Annotated in this window: 2 protein-coding genes and 2 pseudogenes; all 4 read right to left on the bottom strand. The window is 68.9% G+C overall.

The window, feature by feature from the left end; all coding sequences use genetic code 11:
* Positions 1-21: 21 nt before the first annotated feature.
* Positions 22-2,046 (bottom strand): annotated as a pseudogene (locus ACNA0R_RS12090) (amino acid adenylation domain-containing protein); the annotation flags it as partial.
* Positions 2,029-3,471 (bottom strand): annotated as a pseudogene (locus ACNA0R_RS12095) (condensation domain-containing protein); the annotation flags it as partial. The pseudogenes ACNA0R_RS12090 and ACNA0R_RS12095, both read right to left, overlap by 18 nt.
* Positions 3,472-3,475: 4 nt before the next feature.
* On the bottom strand, positions 3,476-11,719 hold the full coding sequence (locus ACNA0R_RS12100) for an amino acid adenylation domain-containing protein (RefSeq protein ID WP_415826249.1): 8,244 nt from the start codon (positions 11,717-11,719) through the stop codon (positions 3,476-3,478).
* Positions 11,719-16,335 (bottom strand): amino acid adenylation domain-containing protein, encoded by a 4,617-nt coding sequence (locus ACNA0R_RS12105; protein ID WP_415826403.1) that lies wholly within the window; start codon positions 16,333-16,335, stop codon positions 11,719-11,721. Before ACNA0R_RS12105 ends, ACNA0R_RS12100 begins: the two co-directional genes overlap by 1 nt.
* Between the last annotated feature and the right edge of the window lie 43 nt (positions 16,336-16,378).

A 16,378-nucleotide genomic window follows, 5' to 3' on the forward strand; every position in this document is an offset into this window, starting at 1 on the left:
CGGCTGCCCTGGCCCGGTGGCGGCGGCCGCGGGACGATCATCGGACGGCGTGATCGAGGCGCCTGCGCCGGGGGTCGCGGCGTCGCGCGAGCCGGCGGCGGCGACCGCCGCCGCCAGGGCCCGCAATGTCTGGTGATCGAAGATCAACCTGGGCGCGATACGCAGGTTCTTGCGCCTGGCGCGCGCCATCACTTTCAGGCTAAGGATGGAATCGCCGCCCAGCTCGAAGAAGTTATCCCCGCGCCCGACACGCGGCACGCCCAATACCTCGGCCCATATCTCCGCCAGCGCTTCCTCCACGGGGCCGACCGGCGCGTTGTCCGACGCGGCATCGGCGCGCCGGGGTTCCGGCAAGGCGCGGCGATCCAGCTTGCCATTGGCGGTACGCGGCAGCGCCGGCATCACGGTAAAGGTGGACGGCACCATGTAGTCGGGCAGCCGCGCCGCGACGCGGTCGCGCAGCATCGCCACGTCCGGGGCAGGCTCCGCCGACAAGCCGGCGGGCGTCACATAGGCATGCAGCTGCAAGCGGCCATCGGGCTCCGCGCGCGGCACCACCGCGGCGTCGTCCACCTCTTCCATCGCTTTCAATACCGCGGCGATCTCCGCCGGCTCGACGCGATATCCGCGCACCTTCACCTGATCGTCGACACGGCCGAGGAACGCAATGCTGCCGTCGCGCAGGATCCTGACGCGGTCTCCTGTTCGATACATGCGCTGCGCGGGATCGCGCAGGCTTGCCACGAAGCGCTCCGCTGTCTGTCCCGGCCGGTCGCGGTAGCCGCGCGCGACCGCTGGGCCGGAGATATACAGCTCCCCTTCGGCGCCCGGCGGCACAGGGTCGAGATTGCCGTCCAGCACGCACACGGACATATTGGGCAGGGGCCGGCCCACGGGCACGGTGTCCCCCAACCGCTCCGCATAGGGCGCCACGGCCAGCGTCAGCGCACCGACCGTGGTCTCGGTGGGGCCGTAATGGTTGAAGACCCTGCAGGCCGGCGCCAGGCCGGCGATGCGGTCGTACAACGGCCAGCTCGTGGCCTCGCCGCCCAGCACCAGGGCGTGACGGGGCAGAACGTCGGCGGCGCGGGCGGACTGCAGCAGCGCCTGCAGATGGCCGGGCACGATCTTCAGCACGCCGATGCGGTGTTCCGCCATGTAGGCGGCGAAGCCGTCGGGATCGAAAGCGCGCGCGGCCGAGATCATGTGGAGCGTGCGGCCGGCGCAGAGCGCGCCGAACAGCACCGTATGGCCCAGGTCGGCGCCGACCGTGGACACCATGGCCATGCTGTCCGCGTCGTCCGGCAAAGCCAGGCGCGCGAGCACCCCTTGCACGTAGTTGTTGAGCGCGCCTCGGCTGACGACCACGCCCTTGGGGGCGCCGGTGGAGCCGGAGGTATAGATCAGGTAGGCGGCCTGCGCCGGGTGAACCGGCGCGGGAGCGGCCGGTTGCGTGGCGCCTTGCGCGCCTGAGGGGGAGCCGGATTGCGCGTCCGGCTGCGAGTCCGGCTGTGCGCTGAATTGCCCCCGGGGCCGCCCGCCGGAAGCTGCGCCGTGTTCCGTATCGGGCGCCGCGCCGGCCTGCAGGCCGAGCCGCGGAACATCGCCCAGCCAGCCCATCGCGTCCGCGCCGCCGGCGTCGCTCAACACGACGCATGCGCCGCTGTCGCGTACGAGATGCGCCAGCCGTTCCTTCGGCAGGTCTGGATCCATCGGGACGCACGCGGCGCCCGCCTTCAGGATGGCGAGCAGGCCGACCACGAATTCGCAGCCGCGCCCGGCGTGCAGGCCCACGCGCGACTCCGGCCCCGCGCCGGCCGCTGCCAGGCGATCGCCCAGGCGGCGCGCCGCGCCATCCAGATCGCGATAGCTGATGCCCCGGTCCTCCGCCCGCACGGCAATGCGTTCGCCATGCATGGCCACCTGGCGGGCCCACAGCGCCAGTACATCGCTATCGGCGTAAACGGCTCGTTCACCGGCGATAGCGGCCCCGGAACCGGTCCGCATCAGCAGATGCAGCGGCTGGCCGGCATCCGCCGCCACCATAGCCGCATACGTCGACAGCGTCTCCGCGAAGCCCTCCATCGTGGCGGCATCCCAGACGTCGGTGGCATAGATCAGCGAGCATTCGATGCGCCCGCCGTCGACCGTATAGTCCAGGCTCAAGTCGAAATGCGCATGTTCGGTGGCTGCGGGCACACCGCGCAGCACCAGGTCGCCGAGACGGCCATCCGTCATCGCGGACAAGGATGCCTGTTCGGTGCACTTGACCTGGAACAAGGGATTGACGCCCGGGCTGCGCGGCACGCCCAGCTCGGACACCAGCAGGTCATACGGGCAATCCTGGTTGGCCTGCGCATCCAGCACCGTGGTCCGCACCGCGGCCAGCAGGGCGTGGAAGTCATGCCGCGTGTCCACGCGCGTGCGCAATACCGTCATATTGGTCAGGTAACCGACCAGGCCGTGCGTTTCGGCCCGCGTGCGGTCAGCCACCGGCGAGCCCACCGCGATATCGTCCTGGCCGCAATAGCGCGATAGGGTCAGCTTCAGCAAGGCCAGCATGCACATATAGACGGAAGCTCCGACGTCGCGTGCATGGCGGCGCAATCCGGCGACAACCTCCGGGGCCAGGACAAAATGGCAGGTGGAAGCCGCGCCATCGCGATGCCGCGGACGCGGCCTGTCCAGCGGCAGGCGCAGCATCTCGGGGATCGGCTCCAGCACCGACTTCCAGTAGGCCAGCCGCGCCGGCAAGCGGCTGGCGGCATACCATTCGCGCTGCCACAGCGCATAATCGCCGAACTGGATGGGCAGCGGCGCGGCTTCGGCTAGCGCACCGGTGCTACGCGCGGCATAGCATGCCGCCAGATCCTTCAACAACACGTCCTGCGACCATCCATCGGCCAGGATGTGATGGATGACGATGGATAGCCAATGGGTATGCTCGTCCAGGCGGATAAGGCCTATCCGCCACGCCGGCGCGGCGTCCAGCTCGAAGGGACGGTTGGATAGCTCGGTGGCGATGTCGCGCGCCCGTGCCTCGCGCTGATCCGCGCGCAGCGTGGACACATCGAACGACGATGCGGCGAGCTCCGTCATGAATGGCGCCGGCAAGGCTGGCAGCACCAGCTGCCTGGGCTGGTCCTGCTCTTCGATGAACACGGTCCGCAGCACCGCATGACGTTCGGCCAGATCCGTCAGCGCCTGGAACAGCGCCGGCTGGTCCAGCGGTCCTTCCAGCGACAGCAGGCCCGCCATGTTGTAGGCCGGCGATCGCGGATCCATGCGCCAGGTCAGCCACAGCCCTTGCTGCGCATACGACAAGGGATAGCGGTCCACCGTGGGAAACGGCACGATGGGCAACATGGCGACGTCGACGCCCTGCTCCGCCAGGCGCCTCAGCAATTCGGCGCGCGGCTGGGTCTCCAGCCTGGCGATGCGCTGGGCGAGTTCGCGCGGATCGTATGCCATGTGTCTACATCTCCAGTTCGTTCAATAGGGAGTCGATTGCCGCCAGGTCGCCGCGCGCGGCGGGTTGCCCCTGCAGGACCTTGAGCTGGGGCGAGCGCGCCAGGGCGGCGATGCTGGGCGCGTCGAACAGGACGCGTGCGCCGGCTTCCACGCCGTGCCGCTGGCGGAGCAGCGCGAAGACCTGCATCACGGAGATCGAATCGCCGCCCAGTTCGAAGAAGTTGTCGTGGCGTCCGATGCGGGTCGCGCCCAGGACTTCCCGCCAGATCGCGGCCAGGGTTGCTTCCGCCTGGCCTTGCGGGGCTTCGTAGCACTGCGTGGACGCGAACTCGGCCTGGGGCAGCGCCTTGCGGTCCAGCTTGCCGTTGGCCGTCACCGGCAAGGCATCGAGCATGACGAAGGCAGACGGGATCATGTAGGCAGGCAGGGATGCTTCCAATGCGCGCCGCAATGCCGTTGTGTCGAGCTCCGCGGGCGTGACGTAGGCGACCAGGCGCAGGGCCGCGCCCGCCTGCGTCGGCGTGCCGGCTGCCGTCTCGACTTGCGCCAGGACCACGGCCTGCTTCACGCCGGGCTGGGCCAGCAGCTGCGCCTCGATTTCACCCAGCTCGATGCGCTGGCCGCGCAGCTTGATCTGGTGATCCAGGCGGCCCAGGTATTCAAGCTGGCCTTCGTGGTTCCAGCGGGCCAAATCGCCGGTGCGGTACAGCCGTTGGCCCGTGCCGAAGGGGTCGGCGATAAAGCGGTCCGCGGTCAGGGCCGGCCGGTTCAGGTAACCGCGGCCCAGGCCTATGCCGCCCAGATACAGCTCTCCCGCAACCCCTGGTGGCACTTCGTTCAGGTTGGCGTCCAGTACGTGCGTGCGCAGGCCGGCGATCGGGCGGCCGATCGGAACCCCGGTGCCGCTGGTGTTCGCGCAATCCCAGGACGTGACGTCGATGGCCGCTTCGGTCGGGCCGTATAGGTTGTGCAGTTCCACGGCCGGGAACACGGCCTGCAAGCGTGTGCACAGTTCGGCGGGTAGCGCTTCGCCGCTGCAGTAGATGCGGCGTAGCGCCTGTCTGGCCAAGGCCAGCATCGGCGCCTCGCCGCCTGGGTTCGCGCCGCCTCCCAACGACTCGCAGTGCGACACGAAGGCGTGCAGCATCGAGGGCACGAAGTGCATCGTGGTCACGCCGTGATCGACGATGCGCGATAGCAGCCGTTCGGCGTCGCGATGCTCGCCCACGCCGGCCAGCGCCAGCCGCGCGCCCGCCATCAGCGGCCAGAAAAACTCCCACACCGAGACGTCGAAGCTGAAAGGAGTCTTCTGCAGCACCACGTCGTCACTACCCAGGCCATAGGCTTGCTGCATCCAGGCAATGCGATTGCCCAGCCCGACGTGGCGATTCGTCGCGCCCTTCGGTTTACCTGTGGAGCCGGATGTATAGATCACATAGCACGCCTGCTCGGCGTGCACCGGGATCTCCGGCGCACGATCCGGCTCGCCGGACAGATCCAGCGTGTCGACTTCCAGGACCGCACCGGTCCAGGCCCGCATGCGATCCGACAGCCACGATTGCGTCAGCAGCAGCGCCGGCGCGCTGTCGCGCATCATGTACGCCAGACGGTCATCCGGATACTCCGGATCCAGCGGCACGTAGGCCGCGCCTGTCTTGAGCACCGCCAGCAGGCTCACCACCAGCGACGGATGACGGTGCGCGGCGATCGCCACGCGTCGCTCCGGACCCACGCCCAGCGACAGCAGGCGATGCGCCAATCGGTTCGATTGCCGCTCCAGTTCCGCGTAGGTCAACGTCAGCAGACCGGCGCCGCGACCGCTCACCAGACTGATGCCGCTGCCATCGACGCCATCGACGCTCCCGCTGCCGGCGCCATCCACCGCCATGCACACCGCCACCGCATCCGGCGTGCGCGCGGCCTGTGCCGCGATGACCGCATGCACGGGCTGATCCCGCCAGCTCGCCAAGGCGCCACGCAGGCACTCGCCGGCACGCCATGTCCGCAGCATGCCGGCATCCTCACGCGTCAGCAAAGTCAACGTGCCGAGCCTATCCGCGGCCCCGGATGCCAGCTGTCGCAAACCCTGAATCAAGCGCAGGCCCAGGGCTTCGATGGCCGTATCGTCATAACGCGCGCGGTCATAGCTGAAACTCAAGGTCAGGCCGCCCTGCCGCGTGACGACCAGCGTCAGCGGGTAGCTGGTCTGCTCCGTATTGACCAAGCCGCTGAATCGCGCGCCATCGGGCAAAGGCTGGCTCAGGGCCTGATCCACCGGATAGTTCTCGAACACCACCAGCGTATCGAACAGCGCCTGGCCGCCGTGGCCAGCGCGGCGCTGTATCTCATACAAGGGCGTATGCTCATGTTCGCGGGCGGCGACGTTGAACTCCTGCAAGCTACGCAGCCAACTGCCCACATCCGATCGCGCTGGCAGTTGGACGAGCACCGGCAGCGTGTTGATGTACAAGCCGAGCACGCGCTGCACGCCCGGCAGGTCGTCCGGACGGCCGGAAGTTGTCGAGCCAAAGGCCACCGTATCCTGCCCCGTGTGCAGGCTCAGCACCAAGGACCATGCCGCTTGCGCGAGGGTATTCATGGTCACGCGTTCGCGGCCGGCATACTCCGTCAGCGCCTGGACCTGGTGATCATCCAGGCGCCGCGTCCACACGCCGTACTGGCCGCCGCCGTTCCGGGAGCCGGACATCGCGTCCGCCAACAGCGTAGGCGTTTCCAGCATCCGCAGCTGCTGCGTCCAGTACGCCTGCGACGCCTGAACGTCGCGCAGCGCCAGCCACCTCAGGTAATCCCGGTATTTCCCCGCCGGACGCGACACCGCCGCGCCCGCGTACTCGCTGAGTATCTCGCCCAGCAGTTGCGACAGGCTCCATCCGTCCAGCAACAAATGATGATGCGTCCAGATGAAATGATCGTAGTCGCCATTGACCCGCACCAGCGTGCAGCGCATCAATGGAGGCACCGCCATGTCGAAGCCGGCTGCACGCTGTTCAGCGGCCAGGGCATCAAGCTTCGCCGCGACGGCATCCCCACTGCCTTGCAGCGAAATCTGCTCAAAGGGAAGCCGGACCTGGCGGGCCACCCATTGCAAAGGCTCGCCACCGCTGGCCACAAAACCCGTACGCAGCACGTCATGGCGCGCCACGGCCGATTCCCAGGCGGCGCGAAAGCGCGCCGGATCGAGCCCATGCACGTCGACGCGCAGTTGGTTGACGTAGGCCTGGGTGGCGTCACTGCCGTAGGCCGAATGGAACAGCATCCCGGCCTGCATGGGCGTAACCGGATAGATGTCCTGCCACAGGCCCACCGGGCCAGGGATGGGCAGGCCGTCAAGGCCGGCCTGCGTCAGGCGCGCCAGCGGGAAGTCGGATGGCGTGACACCTTGGGCGCCGCTGCTGCAATGCGCGATCATGGCGGACAGCGTGCTCGTCCAGCAAGCGGCCAGGTCGCGCATCGTCTCTTCGGTCCATTGCTCGCCGCTATAGCCCAGGTCCAGTGACAGCCGGCCCTGGCCGGCGGGACCGTATACGCGGCCATTGATGGTCAAAGCATGCGACAGCGGCGCCAGGCCGTATTGGCCCGGGCCGGCGCTCTCGGCAGCGATACGCCAATCGTCCTCCGCCACGAAGCCATCGGAGTATCGCGCGCGGGTGGACGAGCCGTCGTCCGCATCGAACTGGCCCAGGTAGTTGAACAGGATGGGCGCTTGCGGTGCCTTGGCCAATGCCTCGCGAATGGACGTATCGCCCCACAGGCTCAATATGCCATGCCCCAGGCCCTTGCACGGCGTCGCGCGGAGTTGTTCCTTGGTGCGGCGGATCAGTTGATCCAGCCCGCCTTCGGTATCCAGCACGACAGGATAGATGGCGGTGAACCAGCCCACGGTGCGAGTAATGTCCGGAGCGGCGGCGCTCGCCGCGATGCCGTGCGGGTGATGATCATCCGAGCCGGTCTCGCGGCCATGGCCTTCCAGGTCGATGCGTACCGTGCGCAGGCCGCGCCATTGCTTCAAGGCCGAGGCCAGGGATGCCAGCAACAGGTCGTTGACCTGCGTGCGGTAGGCGGCCGGCGCCTGGCGCAGCAGGGACTGCGTCTGTACGCGCGTCAGGCTGACTTCGATATGCCGCTGATCGCACACGCGCGCGGTGCCGTCCGGGTGGTCCGGCGCGGGGAAGTCGCCGGCGGCCTGGTCCAGCCAGTATTGCGCCTCGGCCGCGTGCACGGGCGCTTGCCCGCGCAGATGGCGCGCCCAGGCGCCGTAGCTTGCCGTGCGCGCGGGCAGCGGCACGCCGACTTGGCCGTAGGCCTGACGCAGATCCTCCAGCAGAATGCGCCATGACACCCCGTCAATCGCCAGATGATGCACCACCAGCAGCAAACGCCAGCTGCCGTCGGCCACGCGCAGGCGCACTGCGCGCAGCAGCGGACCGTTCGCAATGTCCAGGCTGGCTTGCGCCCGCGCGCAATGCGCTTCGATTTCCGCGACGTCCCGCGCCGTCACGTCCCAGACTATGTCTTGCCCATGGATCACGTCCATGTCCGCATACGTCTGGATCCACTGTCCATCGTCGCCGCGGTGGAATCGCAGGCGCGGTGCATCGTGATGCGCCAGCACGGCCGCCAGCGCGGTACGAAGCGCGGCGATATCGATCTCGGCATCGCTGTGCAGCAGCACCGCCTGGTTCCAATGGTTATGCGTGGGCAGCGGCTGCGCCAGGAACTGGGCCTGGATGGGCAGCAAGGGCAGCTCATGATCCGCGGCGGCATCGTCCTGGTGGCCGCTATCCGTGGATGCGCCGTCCTCCAACATGGCCACTTCCGCCAGGGCGGCGATGCTTTGGCGTTCGAACATCTGGCGCGGACTGACGCGCCAGCCCGCCTGTCGCAGCCGCGCGACGATCTGCAGGCTCAAGATCGAATCGCCGCCCAGTTCGAAGAAGTTGTCGTGGCGGCCGATCCGGGCGGCGCCCAGGACTTCCCGCCAGATCGCGGCCAGGGTTGCTTCCGCCTGGCCTTGCGGGGCTTCGTAGTTTTGCGTGGACGCGAACTCGGCCTGGGGCAGCGCCTTGCGGTCCAGCTTGCCGTTGGCCGTCACCGGCAAGGCATCGAGCATGACGAAGGCCGACGGGATCATGTAGGCAGGCAGGGATGCTTCCAATGCGCGCCGCAATGCCGTTGTGTCGAGCTGCGCGGGCGTGAGGTAGGCGACCAGGCGCATGGCCGCGCCCGCCTGCGTCGGCGTGCCGGCTGCCGTCTCGACCTGCGCCAGGACCACGGCCTGCTTCACGCCGGGCTGGGCCAGCAGCTGCGCCTCGATTTCACCCAGCTCGATGCGCTGGCCGCGCAGCTTGATCTGGTGATCCAGGCGGCCCAGGTATTCAAGCTGGCCTTCGTGATTCCAGCGGGCCAGGTCGCCGGTGCGGTACAGCCGTTGGCCCGTGCCGAAGGGGTCGGCGATGAAGCGGTCCGCGGTCAGGGCCGGCCGGTTCAGGTAACCGCGGCCCAGGCCTATGCCGCCCAGATACAGCTCTCCGGCCACGCCGGGCGGTACTTCGTTCAGGTTGGCGTCCAGCACGTGCGTGCGCAGGCCGGCGATCGGGCGGCCGATCGGCACGCCGGTGCCGCTGGTGTTCGCGCAATCCCAGGACGTGACGTCGATGGCCGCTTCGGTCGGGCCGTACAGGTTGTGCAGCTCCACGGCCGGGAACACGGCATGGAAGCGGACGCACAGTTCGGCGGGCAGCGCTTCGCCGCTGCAGTAGATGCGGCGTAGCGCTTGCCGGGCCAAGGCCAGCATCGGAGCGCCGCCTCCCAGCGACTCGCAGTGCGACACGAAGGCGTGCAGCATCGAGGGCACGAAGTGCATCGTGGTCACGCCGTGATCGACGATGCGCGACAGCAGCCGTTCGGCGTCGCGATGCTCGCCCACGCCGGCCAGCGCCAGCCGCGCGCCCGCCATCAGCGGCCAGAAAAACTCCCACACCGAGACATCGAAGCTGAAAGGAGTCTTCTGCAGCACCACGTCGTCACTACCCAGGCCATAGGCTTGCTGCATCCAGGCTATGCGATTGCCCAGCCCGGCGTGGCGGTTGGTGGCGCCCTTAGGCTTGCCTGTGGAGCCGGATGTATAGATCACATAGCACGCCTGCTCGGCGTGCACCGGGATCTCCGGCGCATGATCCGGCTCGCCGGCCAGATCCAGCGTGTCGACTTCCAGGACCGCACCGGTCCAGGCCCGCATGCGATCCGACAGCCACGATTGCGTCAGCAGCAGCGCCGGCGCGCTGTCGCGCATCATGTACGCCAGACGGTCATCCGGATACTCCGGATCCAGCGGCACGTAGGCCGCGCCTGTCTTGAGCACCGCGAGCAGGCTCACCACCAGCGACGGATGACGGTACGCGGCGATCGCTACGCGTCGCTCCGGGCCCACGCCCAGCGACAGCAGGCGATGCGCCAATCGGTTCGACTGCCGCTCCAGTTCTGCGTAGGTCAGCGTCAGCAGACCGGCGCCGCGACCGCTCACCTGACTGATGCCGCTGTCATCGACGCCATCGACGCTCCCGCTGCCGGCGCCATCCACCGCCATGCATACCGCCACCGCATCCGGCGTGCGCCTAGCCTGTGCCGCGATGACCGCATGCACGGGCTGATCCCGCCCCACCTCGGCCCACGCGCCGGACAACGGGCGCGCCGACGACGCCGACGATCCCGACGCATCGCCCCACCCAGCCGCCCAGCTCCAGGCCCGCAACCCATCGCGCTCCTCCGCCGACAACAGCGGCGCATCGACCAACCGCATCCGCGGCGTGCGCGACAGCGCCGTCAGCGCCGCGACATAATGGGCCGCGAGCCGCCGCATGCTTGCTTCGGCATAACGGTCTCCGGCATACCGCAGCGTGAACGCGATGCGGCCATCGCTGTATTCCACCGTATCGCATTGCAAATCCACCGGCAGCGCGGCCACCCCCAAGGGGTAGGTCGCGCAAGCCAGCCCGGGCAAGACCATGTCCGCCGTCCCTCGTGACTGCTGATGATTGAACAGCACCTGGAACAAGGGATTCTGGTCCACGCCGCGCTCCGGCCGCAATGCATCCACCAGACTATCGAAAGGAAGATCCGGATGCGCCTGAGCCCCCAGCACCGCGGCGCGCGCCCGGCCGATGGCGTCCTCGAACGTCGACGCGGCGTCGAAACGCGCAGCCAACACTTGCGTGTTGACGAACAGCCCCACCACGTCCTGTGTTTCCCCGCGGTGGCGCCCCGCCGCCGGCACGCCCACCCGGATATCGTCCCGCCCGGTGTAGCGATGCAGCAGCGCCTGGAATCCCGCCAGCAGCAGCATGAATATCGTGTCGCCGCGCTCGCGAGCCAGCGCCCGCAGACTCGCGGCGAGCGCGCCGTCCAGATCGACATCGACCGCCGTCGCCACACGCGCGCCGGCTTGCGGCGCATGGTCATGCGGCAGTTGCAGGGCCCCGTGCTCATCGCCCAAGGCCTCGCGCCAGTACGCCAACTGCCGCTCCTGTTCGCCGGCATCCAGCAGATCAGCCTGCCAGGCCGCGTAATCGGTATAGGCAACGGCCGGGGCCGCCGGCAGCCGCGCCGCGCCTTGCTCCAGCGACGCCGCATACGCCGCCGCGAAGTCCGTCATCACCAGGCGCACTGACCAACCGTCGGACACGATGTGATGCATGACGATCACCAACAGATGTTCGTCATCGTCCAGCCTGAGCAGTCCCGCGCGCAACAGCGGCCCCGTCGTCAGGTCGAAGGGCCGCCGCAGCCAGGCTCGCGCGACGTCCGCCGCCCGCGCTTCCCTGTCGGCTTGGGGCACGGCCCGTAGATCCTCGCGATCGATAGCGATCGCGGCGTCATCGTCCACCACCGGCGCCGCCAACCCATCGGCGTCGGCGGCGAAGCGCATGCGCAAGGCGGCATGGCGCCCGCGCACCGCCTGCAAGGCGGCATGGACGGCGGCTTCGTCCAAGTCTCCCTTCAGACGCAATGCCCCCGGCAGATGATAGGTGGCATCCGTCGGATCCATGCGCCACAGAAACCACAGGCGCCGCTGGGCATGCGACATGACCGGTGCCGTATCCCGCGGCAGTATCGGCAGCTGCGCCGGATCCATGCCCGTTTCCCGCATCTGCCGATAGGCCGCGCGCCGCTGCGCCGGCCCCAAGGCCATGAACTTCGCGGCGACGCGGCGCGCCAGGTTCGGGTCCATTACATCGCCTCCAGCGTATCCAGGAAGTCATCCATGCGTCGCAGCGCCTCGTCCTGTCCGGCCGCGGCGGCCCCGGCGCGCGCGACGCGCTCGGCGAACGCGGCCAGCGTCTGTGTCTCGAACAAGGCGGTCAGCGGCACCTCCACATGCAGTTCGCGCTGGATGCGCGCGACCACCTGCATCACCATCAATGAATGGCCGCCCAGCTCGAAGAAGCCGTCATGCCGCCCTACCCGCTCGACGCCCAGCACCTGCGCCCAGATTTCGGCCAGGCGCCGTTCGCCGTCGTCGGCAGGCGCGACATACGATCGGCGCGCGTCCCCGAGTTCGGGCGCCGGCAGCGCCTTGCGGTCGATCTTTCCGTTCGGGCTCAGCGGCAGGCGGTCCAGTACGACCCACAGGCCGGGCACCATATAGCCCGGCAGGGCCAGCGCCAGATTGCTTCTGACCTGGCTCAGCCAGCGGTCGCGGACTTCATCGTTATCCACCGGGCCGGAATCGCCCGGCACGACGTAGGCAACCAAACGGCGTCCACCCTGGCCGTCATCGCGCGCCACGACCACGGCCTGTCGCACGGACGGAATCCGCGCCAGCTGCGCATCGATCTCCCCCAGCTCGATACGAAAGCCGTGCACCTTGACCTGGTGATCCGCGCGCCCGACGTATTCCAGCACGCCGTCTTCGCGGAAACGCGCCAGATCGCCCGTGCGGTACATGCGCGATCCAGGCACATCGGCCAGCGGATCGGCCACGAAGCGCTCCGCGCTGATGGCCGGACGATGCAGATAGCCGCGCGCCACGCCGACGCCCGCCACGCAGAGTTCGCCCACCGCTCCGGCGGGCAGCGGCGTCAGCTGCTCGTCGAGCACGTACAAGCGGGTATGGTCGGTGGCGCTGCCTATGGCCAGCACCGAGCCCGAGGACACATCGTCGGCCAGCGCCGGCATGCGATACAGCGCGACGTCGTCCGCGCACTCCGCCGGACCGTAGGCGTTCACCAGAGGGATGTCCGGATAACGCTGCTGCCACGCCCGGGCCAGCGCCATCGAAGTAGCCTCGCCCGTGGGCAGCAGCCAGCGCAGGCGCGGCAGCGCCACCGGCTCGCGCATCAACATGCCTTGTATCAGCGTCGGCACGCATTCCAGCACGGTGACGCCGGCCGCGCTCACCTGCTGGAGCAGGGCGGCGGGGTCGCGCGCGGCCTCGTCCGCGATGATATGCACGCAGGCGCCGCACAGCAGTCCGGCCAGCAGCTGCCATACGGAAATATCGAAGCTCTGCGATGCCGTCTGCGCGATCACATCGTCCGGCCCCAACGCCAGATAAGGGATTTTGCTCAACTGATTGTTGAGCATGCCGCGCGAGGTCACCATCACGCCCTTGGGCTCGCCTGTCGATCCCGAAGTGAAGATAACGTAGGCTGCCTGGTCCGGATGCGAGGGAGCACGCGGATAATCGCGCGGCGCGTCGCCGGCGAAGGCCGAGCCACGCAGCACCCGTATGGATGGCGGCAGCAGCGCCATCCCGTCGCCCAGCGCGGCGGCGGCCCGGTCGGAGACCACCAGCGTGCGCACCGCCGCCAGCGCCAGTACCTGCGCGATGCGCTGTGGCGGCAGCGCGGGATCGAGCGCCAGATAGGCCGCGTTGAGCTTGAAGGCTCCCAGTACGCCGGCCAGCATATCCAGGCCACGTTCAGCGAGGATGGCGACGACATCATCGCGCCGCACGCCATGCGCGGCCAGCACGTGCGCGTGGCGCTCCGCTCTTTGGTTCAATGCCTCGTAGGTCAGCGCGCCATCGTGCGACCGCACGGCGATCCGTTCCCCGTGGCGCGCGGCCGCTTCCTCGAAGAGCCTGGCGTAGCCGGCATCCAGCGGATACGCGGGCGCCGCGCCCCGGCCCTGCGCCAACAGACGGGCCTGTTCACGGCTCGGCAGCAGGCCGATGTCGCCCAGCATGGCGTCGGGCCGGCGCACAAGCTCCTCCACGATATGCTCCAGCGTCCGCAGCAGGCGCTCCACGGCGGGTGCGCTGTAGCGCGCCGTGTCGTAGGTGATCTGCAAGCCGAGCTCCGTGCCCGGCTTCGCCACCACGGTAAACGCATAGTTGGTATGCGTGCGGGCGCCATCGGCCGACAGGCCCAGGTCCGCCGCTTCGGCGAGCATGGCGCTGTCCAGCGGCGCATTCTCGAAGACGAACAACGTGTCGAACAGGTTCAGGCCGCGTGGCAGATCGGCCGCCAGCGCCTGGATTTCCGCCAGCGATAAATGCTCATGCTCGCGCATGGCGGCATTGGCGGCCTGTATGTCGCGCAGCCAGGGACGGACGCGGGCCGCGGCCGGAACCGCCACCCGCAACGGCAGGGTGTTGATGAACAGCCCGACCGTATCGTGCACGCCGTCCAGGTCGGCCGGCCTGCCGGCGACGGTAACGCCATACAGGACGTCATCCACGCCGGCGCAGCGCGCCAGCAGCAAGGCCCAGGCGCCTTGCACATAGGTATTGACGGTCAGCCGCGCGGACTGCGCGGCTTTCTGCAAGGCCATGGTCAGGGAGGCGGACAAGCGCACGATCGCATCGGCTGAATTGGCCGCATTGGCGGCATTGGCCGCATTCGGCGGCAATGGCAGCGGCGTCACCGTGCTGTATCCCGCCAGAACGCCGCGCCAGTAATCGCGCGCGGCCCGCATGTCCTGGCGGCCGAGCCAGGCGATGAAATCACGGTAGGGCCGCGTCCGCCCCGGCCGCGGCTCGCCGCCGTCGCGGAATGCCTTGTACGCATGAAAGAAATCCGCCAGCAATAGCGACCGGCACCACGCGTCCATCAGGATGTGGTGATAACTGAGCACCATGCGATCCGCATCCGCCATGCGGAACAGCCGCGCCCGCCATAGCGGCGCGCGGCTCATGTCGTAGCCCGTCGCCAGTTCGTCGCGCAGCATGGCTTCCATTCCGGCCGCCGCCGCCGCGGTGTCCTGCCCGCGCCAGTCATGGACATCCACCGGCGCACCGATGTCGTGATGGATGATCTGCATGGGAGCCTGGCCGCCGCGCCACACGAAAGCCGCCCGCAGCGCCTCGTGCCGCTGCCCCACGTAGCGCCAGGCCCGTTCCATCGCCGCGGGCTCGATACGGCGGTCGAAGCGATAACGGTCCTGCATCAGGTAGATTCCCGATCCCGGCATCATCAGCGTATGCAGCAACAGGCCTTGCTGCAGCGGGGTAGTCGGGTAGATGTCCGCCACCACGGCGGGATCCGCCGCCAGGCTGTCCAGCTGCGCTTGATCCAGGCCCGCCAACGGGAAATCGGCTGCCTGCAACGTCGCCGCGGACGCGCCGCACGCCGCCGCCAGCTCGCGCAGCTGCGCCATATAGCGCCGCGCCAGGGCCTCGATGGCGTCGTCGTCGAAGATCGCCTGGCTATAGGTCCAGGCGATGTGCAAGGCGCCGTCGCGCACCGACACGCCTACATCCAGCCAGGTCCGCCGCGGACTGCCGGGATCGCGCTCCGGCCCCGCGGACTCCGCCGCCCAGGACCATCCCCGCAGGGCGCCATCCAGGCGCCCCAGATAGTTGAAGGTGACTTGCGGATACGCCAGCCCTTCCAGGGCCGCACCGCCGTAGCGCAGCGCCCCATAGCCCAAGCCCTTGTCGGGCAGCGCCCGCACCTGCGCTTTGACCGCGGCCAGGGCACGCAGCGCGTCGGTGCCGCCAGGCGCCAGGCGCACGGGATACAGGGCCGTAAACCAACCGACCGTACGCGCCACGTCCAGGTCCGCGGCGATGTCTTCGCGACCATGGCCCTCCAGCTCCACCAGCACGCTGTCGCGGCCCGTCCAGGCGCACAGGGACAAGGCGAGTCCGGCCAACAGGGTTTCGTGCGCATGGGCGCGATGGCGCCGCGCGGCGCGCGTCAGCAGCGCTTCGGTGGCATCCGCGTCCAGCACGCTGTGAATGGTGCGCGCGACGCGCAGGGTGTTTTCGCCTGACGGGTCGCGCGCCGGCAACGCCGGTTCGGCGTCTCCGCACAATGCGCGCCAGAACTCGAGCTGGGCCTGCGTCGCCGGGCGGGCGCGATAGTCTTGCAAGGCGGCCGTCCAGGCGCCATAGCTCGCGCCTGGCGTTGCCGGCTCGGGCGCGTGTCCGCGGCGAATTTGTTCGTAGACAGTCCGCAGATCCTCCAGCAGGATCTGCCACGACACCGCATCGACAACCAGATGATGCGCCACCCACAGCAGGCGGCCAGGGCGGGAGGGGCCCGCATCGAACCAGGCCGCGCGGGTGACGGGTCCCGACTCGAGGTCCAGCCCGCGTTGCACGGCGCCGGCGGCCTCGGCTATCGCGGCGGCGACATCCGTGGCCGACGACAGGTCGATGACGTCGAAATCGTCATCGTGCGGTTCCGGCGCTGCATACCGCTGCTCCCAGCTGCCATCGGCTTGCGGGGCGAAGCGCAGGCGGAATGCCGTGTGCCGCGCCATGACCGCGCGCACCGCCGTCCGCAAAGCCGCGATGTCGATAGGTCCGGAGGGCTGCAGCAGGATGGACTGATTCCAGTGGGCGCGCGCCGGTATCGGCGTATCGAAGAACCAGCGCTGGACGGGTGACAACGGCACGCTGGATGGCCCATCGGCGGAAAAGCCGCTCTCGGCCCATCCG

The organism is Bordetella sputigena (assembly GCF_965137885.1).
Classification (GTDB): Bacteria; Pseudomonadota; Gammaproteobacteria; order Burkholderiales; family Burkholderiaceae_B; genus Bordetella_C; species Bordetella_C sputigena.